General features: G+C 73.4%; 11 protein-coding genes and 1 pseudogene. 5 read left to right on the top strand and 7 right to left on the bottom strand.

Features of this window, described 5'->3' with window-relative positions; translation table 11 throughout:
- Window positions 1-214 (top strand): hypothetical protein (locus ACFWN1_RS28385; protein ID WP_384367910.1); only part of this gene is annotated, 214 nt, incomplete at its 5' end.
- A gap of 66 nt (window positions 215-280) precedes the next feature.
- Window positions 281-592, top strand: a complete 312-nt coding sequence (locus ACFWN1_RS28380; protein WP_384367907.1) for a hypothetical protein — start codon at window positions 281-283, stop codon at window positions 590-592.
- Window positions 593-612: 20 nt separating this feature from the next.
- Here the strand turns inward: ACFWN1_RS28380 and ACFWN1_RS28375 are convergent, their stop codons facing one another.
- The 3 genes from ACFWN1_RS28375 to ACFWN1_RS28365 form a co-directional block, all read right to left on the bottom strand.
- Window positions 613-1,395, bottom strand: a complete 783-nt coding sequence (locus ACFWN1_RS28375; RefSeq protein WP_384367904.1) for a hypothetical protein — start codon at window positions 1,393-1,395, stop codon at window positions 613-615.
- Window positions 1,396-1,689: 294 nt separating this feature from the next.
- Window positions 1,690-2,910: an acetyl-CoA C-acetyltransferase gene (locus ACFWN1_RS28370; protein ID WP_384367901.1), complete on the bottom strand. Its 1,221-nt coding sequence runs from the start codon at window positions 2,908-2,910 to the stop codon at window positions 1,690-1,692.
- A 134-nt stretch (window positions 2,911-3,044) separates the two neighbouring features.
- A complete protein-coding gene (locus tag ACFWN1_RS28365; RefSeq protein WP_384367898.1) occupies window positions 3,045-4,064 on the bottom strand; it encodes an SGNH/GDSL hydrolase family protein in 1,020 nt (339 codons plus the stop codon).
- Between the two features lie 161 nt (window positions 4,065-4,225).
- On the opposite strand from ACFWN1_RS28365, the gene ACFWN1_RS28360 reads away from it, so the two are divergent.
- The gene (locus ACFWN1_RS28360; protein WP_384367895.1) at window positions 4,226-5,617 is read left to right on the top strand and encodes a cystathionine beta-synthase; all 1,392 of its coding nucleotides are present in this window, start codon (window positions 4,226-4,228) and stop codon (window positions 5,615-5,617) included.
- Between the two features lie 481 nt (window positions 5,618-6,098).
- On the opposite strand, the gene ACFWN1_RS28355 is transcribed toward ACFWN1_RS28360, so the two are convergent.
- Window positions 6,099-6,749: a LysE family translocator gene (locus ACFWN1_RS28355; RefSeq protein WP_384367892.1), complete on the bottom strand. Its 651-nt coding sequence runs from the start codon at window positions 6,747-6,749 to the stop codon at window positions 6,099-6,101.
- A gap of 113 nt (window positions 6,750-6,862) precedes the next feature.
- On the opposite strand from ACFWN1_RS28355, the gene ACFWN1_RS28350 reads away from it, so the two are divergent.
- Both ACFWN1_RS28350 and ACFWN1_RS28345 read left to right on the top strand, forming a co-directional pair.
- Window positions 6,863-8,200 carry a PLP-dependent aminotransferase family protein gene (locus tag ACFWN1_RS28350; protein ID WP_384367889.1) on the top strand — a complete coding sequence of 446 codons (1,338 nt, stop codon included), beginning with the start codon at window positions 6,863-6,865 and terminating at the stop codon, window positions 8,198-8,200.
- A gap of 144 nt (window positions 8,201-8,344) precedes the next feature.
- Complete coding sequence (locus ACFWN1_RS28345) at window positions 8,345-9,187, top strand: MurR/RpiR family transcriptional regulator (protein WP_384367886.1); 843 nt, start codon at window positions 8,345-8,347, stop codon at window positions 9,185-9,187.
- An 82-nt stretch (window positions 9,188-9,269) separates the two neighbouring features.
- Here ACFWN1_RS28345 and ACFWN1_RS28340 read toward each other — a convergent pair whose 3' ends face one another.
- The 3 genes and pseudogenes from ACFWN1_RS28340 to ACFWN1_RS28330 form a co-directional block, all read right to left on the bottom strand.
- Window positions 9,270-9,641, bottom strand: coding sequence for a hypothetical protein (locus ACFWN1_RS28340; protein ID WP_384367883.1), 372 nt, complete (start codon window positions 9,639-9,641; stop codon window positions 9,270-9,272).
- Window positions 9,642-9,663: 22 nt separating this feature from the next.
- Window positions 9,664-10,164: a roadblock/LC7 domain-containing protein gene (locus ACFWN1_RS28335; RefSeq protein WP_384367881.1), complete on the bottom strand. Its 501-nt coding sequence runs from the start codon at window positions 10,162-10,164 to the stop codon at window positions 9,664-9,666.
- A 31-nt stretch (window positions 10,165-10,195) separates the two neighbouring features.
- Window positions 10,196-10,446 (bottom strand): annotated as a pseudogene (locus ACFWN1_RS28330) (transcriptional regulator); the annotation flags it as partial.

Genomic DNA, 10,446 nt, shown 5'->3' with positions numbered 1-10,446 from the left:
CCCGCGCCGGGGGCCCTCTGCCGAGCCCGGCCCCCCCCGGCGGCCGGGTGATCTCGTCGGTGACGGCGCGGGGCCGGGTGCTCACGCTTCGCTGGTAGGGGGCGGCCCCTGGCGACTGCAGTTCCGCACAGCACCGCGCGCCCGCCTCGCTCACACCATCGACGTGTGGGAGCTGAACCCGCTCGTGATCAAGGAGACGAGCACCGGCACCTGACAGCCGGGCCCGGCGGCAGCCCGAGCGCGGGCCGCCCGGCAGCGGTGCCCGCGTTACGCTCGGCGCGTGCTGGATACGACGCCCCTGACCAAAGCAGTGGAACTCTTCGCCGACCGGCTGCGGGCCGCCCCGCAGAGCCGGCTGCAGCGCGGCGCGGCCGCCGAGGCGCTGGCGGTCGCGCGGGAGCTGGCCCGGCGGGCCCAGGAGCTGGAGGAGCCGGGGAGCGAGCCGCGTGAGATGCCGGACGCGGGGATGTTCGCGGCGGCCGACCAGATCACGGTGGCGGGGCACGACCTCGCGGTCGCGCTGCGCGGCGAGGACCAGCTGGAGGAGGCGGTGGAGCTGGTCGAGGAGGCCCGCAAACGGGCCGGGGTCTGAGGCGCCGGGCTAGGGCAGCCTTAGAGGGAGGCGATGACCCGGTCGGCGAGGACGTATACCGTCTCATCGCCGCAGGCGAAGGTCAGGGTGAAGGCGCCGGAGATGCCCGAGCCGCCCAGCAGGCGGGGGGTCTCGCCCTCCCGGAGCGCGGCGGCCAGCCGTTCGGCGGTCTCGCGGTGGCCCGGCGTCATGCACAGGGTGGTGCCGTCGGCGAAGACGTAGACGTCCAGCGTGCCCAGCGGGCCGGGGCGGACGTCGGCGAGCGCGGTGCCCTCGACGGAGAGCCGCTCCAGGATGGTGACGGCGCGGTCCTCCTCGTCGCCCGCGGGAGACCGCACCGGGACGAAGTCGGGGTGCGAGGGATGGCGGCGGCGGGCCGCGGCCAGTTCGGGGGAGTCCCCGGAGAAGTCGTCCGGCTCGACGACCGGTTCCGACACCGGCTCCAGGCCGGCGAAGTCGGACGGGCGGGGCAGGAACGTATCGGCGTCCAGGCCGTAGAGCGGGGGCGGCGCGTCGGAGAGGTCGCGGACCTCCTGCGCGGCCCAGAACGCGCGGGCCTCGGCCAGCTCGCGCTCCCGCTCCTCGGCGAGCGCGGCCGTCACGGCCTCGCGTATCTCCTCCGCGTCGGCGGTGGTGCGGGCCGCGGGCAGCAGCGCGCGGAGGTCGGCCGCCTGATGCGCGGCGAGCTGGGTGTGCAGCTCGTCGAGCTGGCGCCGCAGCCGCAGCACGGCGCACAGGACGGCGACGCCCACGGCGCCCGTGGCGGCCGTGGTGAGCAGCAGGGCGATGGACATGGCGCTCACTGACGTACTCCCAGGTTCAAAGTCGACCCCCGACTTCCTACCTCAGCTTGAAGGGTGGACTGACCGCCTGTCAGTGCGTAACGTCACGAAACGGACAGCTTTCTGGTCTCGGTGGCCTTGAGGGTCACTCGAGTCACCGCAGTGACCTGCGCTGTTCCCCCGGCGGGCGAGGTAGGTCACATGCTGGGGGAGATTGGATCACAAAACGGCCCAGAACCAGGGGACTTCGCCTGGGTCCGGGCCGTTCTCGACCGACCGTGCGGACACGGTCACCGAGGGTCGATCAGAAGGGGTTCAGCTGAGGCGCTCGATGACCATCGCCATGCCCTGCCCGCCGCCGACGCACATGGTCTCCAGACCGAACTGCTTGTCGTGGAACTGGAGCGAGTTGATCAGCGTGCCGGTGATCCGGGCGCCGGTCATGCCGAAGGGGTGGCCGACCGCGATGGCGCCGCCGTTGACGTTGAGCCTGTCCAGGTCGATGCCCAGCTCCTGGTAGGAGGGGATCACCTGGGCGGCGAACGCCTCGTTGATCTCGACCAGGTCGATGTCGCCGACCGAGAGGCCGGCGCGGCCCAGCGCCTGCTTGCTCGCCTCGACCGGGCCGAGGCCCATGATCTCGGGGGAGAGGCCGGAGACACCGGTGGAGGCGATACGGGCGAGCGGGGTAAGGCCCAGCTCGCGGGCCTTGGTGTCGCTCATGATGACCAGGGCCGCGGCGCCGTCGTTCAGCGGGCAGCAGTTGGCCGCGGTGACCAGGCCGTCGGGGCGGAACACCGGCTTCAGGCCCTCGACGCCCTCCAGGCTGACGCCCGCGCGGGGGCCGTCGTCCTTGGCGACCACGGTGCCGTCGGGGAGCGTGACCGGGGTGATCTCGCGCTCCCAGAAGCCGTTCTTGATGGCTTCCTCGGCGAGGTTCTGCGAGCGGACGCCGAACTCGTCCATCTCCCGGCGGCTGATGCCCTTGAGCCGGGCCAGGTTCTCGGCGGTCTGGCCCATGGCGATGTACGCGTCCGGGACGAGACCGTCCTCACGCGGGTCGTGCCAGGTGGTGCCCTCCTGCTCGGCGACGGCCGCGGTACGGGCCTCGGCGTCGGCGAAGAGCGGGTTGCGCGTGTCGGGAAGGCTGTCGGAGTTGCCCTTGGTGAAGCGGGAGACCATCTCCACACCGGCCGAGATGAAGACGTCGCCCTCGCCCGCCTTGATGGCGTGCAGTGCCATGCGGGAGGTCTGGAGCGAGGAGGAGCAGTAGCGGGTGACCGTACAGCCCGGCAGGTAATCCATGCCCAACTGCACGGCCACGATCCGGCCCAGGTTGTTGCCCTGCTCGCCGCCGGGCAGACCGCAGCCGAGCATCAGGTCGTCGATGTCGCGGGGGTCCAGCCCGGGGACCTTGGCCAGCGCCGCCTGGATGACCGTGGCGGTGAGGTCGTCCGGGCGCAGGTCCTTAAGGGAGCCCTTGAAGGCGCGGCCGATCGGGGAGCGGGCGGTCGACACGATGACGGCTTCGGGCATCACGGCTCCAGAGGCTTACGGGAGTTCGGGCAGGGCCGAGTCGGAAGTTACCCGTCCGTATGGTCCGGGTCACCGGTGCGGGGGTGTGACACTGGCCGCAGTTGTCCAAGCGCTTGCTCGGCCGGGTCGGGGGTTCAGGACGGCGTGACCGGTTCCGTCTCCCGTACCCGCCGGCGCCGGCGCCGCTTGAGCAGCGCCCAGGGGCCGCGCGGTCCGGTCGGCAGCGCCGCCGCGACCTCCGTACCCGCCTCCGAAGCCGCTTCGGCGGCCGCGCGGGCCACCGGCAGGAAGCCCTCCCGGCGCGAGGCGTCCGGCCTCTCCTCCTCGGCGGGCCACAGGCCGAGAGCCGCACAGAGGGTGGGCAGCACCGCCATCGCCGCCGTCGCGTACCCCTCGGCCGACGGGTGGTAGTGGTCCGGGCCGAACAGCTCGCGGGGGTTGGCCGCGAACTCCGGGCCCAGCAGATCGCCCAGCGACACCGTCCGGCCGCCCCGCTCCACCGCCCCGATGGTCTGGGCCGCCGCCAGCTGCCGTGAGGCGCGCCGGGCCAGCCAGCGCAGCGGCTGCCGCACCGGCTCGATGGTGCCGAGGTCGGGACAGGTGCCGACGACGACCTCGGCACCGGCCGAGCGCAGCCGCCGTACCGCTGCCGAAAGGTGCCGGACCGAGCGGGTGGGCGGGATGCGGCGGGTGACGTCGTTCGCGCCGATCATGATCACGCAGATGTCGGGCGCGGTCATCGGTGCTGCCAGCACCAGCCCCACCTGCCGCTCCAGATCGTCCGAGGTGGCGCCCGGCAGGGCGACGTTACGCAGCGACACCGGCCGCTCCGCCACCGCCGCCAGCCCCGACGCCAGCAGCGCGCCCGGTGTCTGGCCCGCCCGGTGCACACCCTGCCCGGCGGCCGTGGAGTCGCCCAGCATGGCCAGCCGCAGCGGGGGCTCGCCGAACCGCCCGTACCCCGCGCCGTACACACCGTCCGCCAGGGGGACCCGGCCGGTGGCCGTGCCGTTGTTCACATGGCGCCGGGCCAGTCGCATCTCCGTGAGCAGCAACCCCACGGCGGCCGCGCCGACCAGTCCGACCCCGCCGCCGCCGTACGCCGCCCCGGCCGCGATGCGCCGGGCCACTCTCGCCCTCGACATGCTCGTCATGCGTCGCCGCCACCTCCTCGTAGCCGTACCCACTCCTTGCCCCGTACGGCATGTGCGCCAATCTCCACACTGAGTGAAGGCCCGTCCGTATCTCCGCCGGCTGGCCGTAGGCTGGCACGACCACGACGACCGCAGTTTTTTGCAAGCAACCGGAGACAACGGTGCATTTCCACGACTCGATGATCAGTCTCGTCGGCAACACCCCGCTGGTGAGGCTCAACAACGTGACCGAGGGCCTCCGGGCCACCGTCCTGGCCAAGGTGGAGTACTTCAACCCCGGCGGTTCCGTGAAGGACCGCATCGCGCTGCGCATGATCGAGGCGGCGGAAGCGAGCGGGGAGCTGCGGCCCGGGGGCACGATCGTCGAGCCGACCAGCGGCAACACCGGTGTCGGGCTCGCCATCGTGGCGCAGCAGAAGGGGTACAAGTGCATCTTCGTGTGCCCAGACAAGGTCAGCATGGACAAGATCAACGTGCTGCGCGCGTACGGCGCCGAGGTCGTGGTCTGCCCGACCGCCGTGGACCCCGAGCACCCGGACTCCTACTACAACGTGTCCGACCGGCTGGTCCGTGAGACGCCGGGCGCCTGGAAGCCCGACCAGTACTCCAACCCGAACAACCCGCTCTCGCACTACCACTCGACCGGCCCCGAGCTGTGGGAGCAGACGGACGGGAGGATCACCCACTTCGTGGCGGGCGTCGGCACCGGCGGCACCATCTCCGGCACCGGCAACTACCTGAAGGACGCCAGCGGCGGCAAGGTCAAGGTCATCGGCGCCGACCCGGAGGGCTCCGTCTACTCCGGCGGCTCGGGCCGCCCGTACCTGATCGAGGGCGTCGGCGAGGACTTCTGGCCGACCGCCTACGACCGGAACGTGGCCGACGGGATCGTCCCGGTCTCCGACAAGGACGCCTTCCAGATGACCCGCCGCCTCGCCAAGGAGGAGGGCCTGCTGGTCGGCGGCTCCTGCGGCATGGCGGTCGTCGCCGCGCTGCGCGTCGCGGAGGATCTCGGCCCGGACGACGTGGTGGTCGTCCTGCTCCCGGACAGCGGCCGCGGCTACCTCTCGAAGATCTTCAACGACGAGTGGATGGCCGACTACGGCTTCCTGGAGGACGAGGGCCCCAGCGCCCGCGTCGCCGACGTGCTCAACGACAAGGCCGGCGGTGTCATCCCGTCCCTGGTCCACATGCACCCGGAGGAGACGGTCGGCCAGGCCATCGAGGTGCTGCGCGAGTACGGCGTCTCGCAGATGCCGGTCGTGAAGCCGGGCGCCGGTCACCCGGACGTGATGGCGGCCGAGGTCGTCGGCTCGGTCGTGGAGCGGGAGCTGCTGGACGCGCTGTTCTCCCAGCGGGCCTCCCTGAGCGACCCCCTGGAGAAGCACATGTCGGCCCCGCTGCCGCAGGTCGGCTCCGGTGAGCCGGTGGGCGACCTGATGTCGGTGCTGGGCGCGGCGGACGCGGCGATCGTCCTGGTCGAGGGCAAGCCGACCGGTGTCGTCAGCCGCCAGGACCTGCTGTCCTTCCTGGCCAAGGGCGGACTGCACTAGGGACTGTCCGGCGGATCTTTGCGGGCCCGCGACGCCCGGCACGCACTCCCGCCGCACGCCCGAATCACCCGAGTACGTCCAGTACGAGGGAGATCCGGGCGCACGCCGAGAGCACGCACCAGACGCCGCGGGCTACTCCACGAAGATCCGCCGGACAGGCCCCAGCTCGCTTGACCGGGGCGTGGGCCAAGTGGCACGAGCGTGTCACGTACGCGCAGCACGTGCTTAACACGGGCCCGGCAGAGTGGTGGTCGTCGGCAAGGGTGACGGGGGTACCTCCCAGGCATCGAGCACTGGGGGAGGCTCCCCGCCCGCGCCGGCGCCGAACGGCGCCAGGAGATTCCGGAGCGGCTCCCGGACCTCCCAGGCGCCCCGGACGCGCACGGGCCTGACCCGACCCGCGTCCTTCGCGGGGACCGCCGTCGTCCCGCCCCCCTTCACCGGGGGTGCGGCGGTCCCCGCGAATATTCTTCTGCGGGCCTCAGCTCGTCGTGCTCGGGCCCGACGTCTCCACCGCCAGGGTGACGGCCAGCGCCCCCAGCACCGTGCCCATCGCGTACCGCTGGAACTTCAGCCAGGACGGCCGCCGTGCCAGGAACGTGGCGATGGTGCCGGCGGCGAGGACGACGGCCAGGTTCACCGCCACGCTCACCGCGATCTGGCACGAGCCCAGTAGCAGACCCTGGGTGAGGACATGACCCTGGTCCAGGTCGACGAACTGGGGGATCAGGGACACGTACATGATGGCGATCTTGGGGTTGAGCAGGTTCGTCATCAGGCCCATCGTGAAGAGCCTGCGGGGGGAGTCCGGCGGGACCTCGCGCGGGGCGAACACCGACACCCCGCCCGGCCGGAGCGCCGACCAGGCCAGATACGCGAGGTATCCCGCGCCGGCCAGCCTCACCGCGACGTACAGGTCCGGCACCGCGAGGAAGAGCGCCGACAGGCCCAGGTTGGCCGCCAGCAGATAGACGGCGAAGCCCAGGGCCACCCCGCCGAGGGAGATCAGGCCGGCGCGTCTGCCCTGGGTGATGCTGCGGGAGACCAGGTAGATCATGTTCGGACCCGGGGTGAGGACCATCCCGAGGGCCACCACCGTCACCCCCAGGGCCGCGCTGGGCTCGATGAGCATGGAAGTCCCCCTGAAGTGTGCGACGGTCGCATTGCCTTGAGGCTATGAACCACCAACTCTCGGTGCAATAGCCGCTATTGTTCTCGGGGCAATATCGTGGGAGGGGGCGCGGAGTGAGCGACTACCGGAGCGTGGCCGACGCGGTGGCCGAGGAGATCCGCCGGGGAGCCCTCCGCCCCGGTGACCGGCTGCCCCCGCAGCGGGCGTTCGCCCGGCGGCACGGTATCGCCGGCTCCACCGCCACCCGCGTCTACCGCGAACTCGCCCGCCGCGGCCTCACCGTCGGCGAGGTCGGCCGGGGCACCTATGTCCGCGCCGGAGCCGAGACCGCCGCCCCCGCCCTCACCGAACCGGCCGCCGCCCGCGTCGACCTGGAGCTGAACCACTCCACCCTGCCCGGTCACGCCGCCCTGCTGGCCGCGGGCCTCGCCCCGCTCACGCGCCCCGACATCCTCCATGACGCCCTCCGCCCGGCCGGCGCCGCCGGCACCCGCGCGGCCCGGGAAGCCGCCGCCGGCCTGCTCGCCCGAGGCGGCTGGCGCCCCGACCCCGGCCAGGTGCTGTTCGCCGGGAACGGCCGCCAGGCCGTCTCCGCCGCCGTCGCCGCCCTGGTGCCGCCCGGTGGCCGGCTCGGGGTGGAGGAGCTGACGTACCCCGTCATCCGTACGGTCGCCGCCCGGCTCGGCGTCACCCTCGTGCCGCTCGCCATGGACGACGCCGGGCTCGTCCCCGGCGCCGTCGAGCAGGCGCACCGGCGCGCCCCGCTGCACGCCGTCTACACGCAGCCGACCCTGCACAACCCGCTCTCGCTCACCGCTCCGCCCGACCGGACGGCCGCGCTCGCCGAGGTGCTGACCCGGCTGGACCTCCCCGTGGTCGAGGACGCGGTGTGGGGCTTCCTCGGCGCCGAACTCCCGCCGCTCGCCGCCCTGTTGCCCGAGCGGACGGTGCTCGTCGACAGCCTCTCCAAGCGGATCGCCCCTGGCCTGACCCTCGGCTTCCTCGTCGCACCCCCCGCCCGCACCGCCGACCTCGCCGCCTCGCTGCGCTCCGGCGGCTGGACGCCCATGCGCTTCGCCCTGGAGGTCATGCGGCGCTGGCAGCGCGACGGCACCGCCGGGAAGCTCGCGGCGGACAAGCGGCGGGACGCGGCCGAGCGGCAGGCGCTGGCGGCGCGGCGGCTCGACGGGTTCGACGTGCGCGGGGACCCCCGCGCCTACCACTGCTGGTGGCGGCTCCCTGAGGGCTGGCGGGCGGACACCTTCGTCGCCGCCGCCGCGCGGCACGGCATCGCCGTGGCCCCCGCGGCCGCCTTCGCCGCACGCCGCGACAGCGCCCCGCACGCGGTCCGGCTCGCCCTCGCCTCCCCGCCCGCCGACGTGCTCGGAGCCGCCCTGGACACCCTGGCCGGGATCGCCCGGTCCGCGCCCGAGGACCTGCTCGCCGACTGACGGGCCGCCCGCCGCGTTGTATAAAGGTATGCAGGGTGCATAGTGACTGAATAGGCGACGGTGCCCGACCCCGCCCCGGCGCTGTACCCTCCGTACTTTCCGCGCGGGGTAGCACGGGAGACGACATCTGGAGGGGAGCGCGGTATGAGCGCGAGTGACAGCCCTGCGAACCGGTTGCAGGCGCTCTTCGAGGGGCACCGGCTCACACCCACCCAGCGCCGCATCGCGCACAGCATGGTGCGCCGCGCCGCCGACGTGCCGTTCCTGTCCAGCGTGGAACTCGCCGAACTGGCCGGGGTCAGCCAGCCCTCCGTCACCCGGTTCGCGGTCGCCCTCGGCTTCGACGGGTACCCGGCGCTCCGGCGCCATCTGCGCGAGGTCGTCCCCGCCGAACCGGTCGTGGACAACGGTGCGTTCAACGAGTACCAGCAGGCCGTCGAGGCCGAGATCGAGAACCTGCGCCACCTCGCCGCACTCCTCGCCGACCCCGCCCCGGTCGAGCGCGCGGGCCGGGTCCTGGCCGCCTCCCGCCCGCTGCCGGTCCTGGGTCTGCGCGCCGCCGCCCCGCAGGCGTTCGGCTTCGCCTACTTCGCCGCCAAGGTCCACCCCGACGTCCGGCTGCTCGACGAGGCCGGATCGATGGTGCAGGACCGCATGGACGCGGCCGTACGGGCCGGTGCCTCCGCACTGCTCTGCTTCGCGCTGCCCCGCCACCCGCGCGAGGTGCTGGACACGCTCGCGTACGCCAGGGAGGCCGGGCTGACGATCGTCACGGTCGCCGACTCCGCGTTCGCTCCGGTCGCCAGGTACTCCGACCTGCTGCTGCCCGCCGCCGTCGGCACCGGGCTCGCGTTCGACACCGCGTGCGCGCCGATGCTGCTGGGCCGGGTCCTGCTGGAGGCGCTGTGCGACGGGCTCCCCGACGCCCAGGCCCGGCTGGAGGAGTTCGACGCGCGGGCGGCGGCCCGGGGGCTCTTCGTGGAGTGACCGCGTGCGTCGCGGCGGGCGACGCGGCCCCCCGAGGGGCCCGCCGCCCTGCCACGGCGTCGGTGCGGTTCGGCGGGCCGGCTCAGACCTCCAGCTCGGCCTCGATCCGCTTCAGCTGGTGCCGGGCCATCGCCAGATTCGCCCGGCCGTCCAGCACCAGGTAGAGGAACAGGCCGTTGCCGCCCCGGCCCTTCAGCAGCCGGATCAGGTGGAACTGGTCGCTCAGCGTGATCAGGATGTCCTCGATCTCGGCGTTGAGCCCCAGGTGCTCCATGGTGCGCATCTTGGCGCGGATCACGTCGGTGTTGCCCGCGGCGGCGACGTTCAGGTCGAAGGTCTTGCTGCCGCCCAGCGTGCCCAGCGCCATGCCGCTGGTGTAGTCGACGAGCGCGACGCCGGTGGCACCCTCGATGGAGGTGAGCGCCTCTTTCAGTGCCGTTTCGGTGTTCGCCATGGTTCTGCTGTCCTTTCGGAGGTCAACTCTCGGTTGCGGTCGGTGTTTCGGTGGCCGTGGCCCGCGGCGTGCGGGTGGCGGCGCGCGTACGGGCGGGCACGGGCCGAACCGGCCGCTCCGGCGGGCGGCGCCGGGCCTCGGCCTCGGCGGCGTCGAGCAGCTCCCCGACCCGGGCCCCCGCCCGGCGCCCCTCCAGGTGCAGCCGCCCGACGTTGACCCGGTCCTGCGCGAGCAGCGTCAGCACAGCGGTGCGTCCGGCCGCGTAGGTGGCGACATAGCCGCGCTGGCCGCGCACCAGCAGCTCCCGGAAGCCGCCGTTGCCGGTGGCGTCGGCGAGCCGGACGGCGACGCCCAGCGAGGCCGCGGTGAGCGCCGCGAGCCCGTCCGGGTCCACGCCCGGGGTGTCATGGGCGACGACGAGACCGTCCACGCCCGCCGCCAGGGCGCCGGTGAGCTGGGGCACCCGGGTGCGCAGCCGCCGCAGCTCGTCCAGGACTGCGGCCAGGTCCGATTCGGGCAGCATCAGCTCTCTCCTCTCGGCGGGCGGTTGCCGTTCAAAGCGCCTCCAGCGCATTCCTGAGCCTCTTCAGCAGCGCGATGTCGGGGTCGGTGACCGTGAGCGGTGCGGGCGGGTGGAACCCGGCGGGCGGCGGGTCCGGCGCGGTCGCCACCGGCACCGGCGCCAGCAGCCCGTCCGCGGTGAGCCGCCGTACGTCCACCAGGGTGTGGAACGCCTGGCGCCCCAGGTCGTGGGCGATCCGCAGCGCGGTGCGGACGCCGTCCACCCGCTCAAGCACCGCCCGGC

The sequence above is a fragment of the Streptomyces sp. NPDC058459 genome, from assembly GCF_042721685.1.
GTDB lineage: Bacteria > Actinomycetota > Actinomycetes > Streptomycetales > Streptomycetaceae > Streptomyces.
Note: the sequence above shows the minus strand (reverse complement) of the source record. Positions and strands in the feature narration are given on the sequence as shown.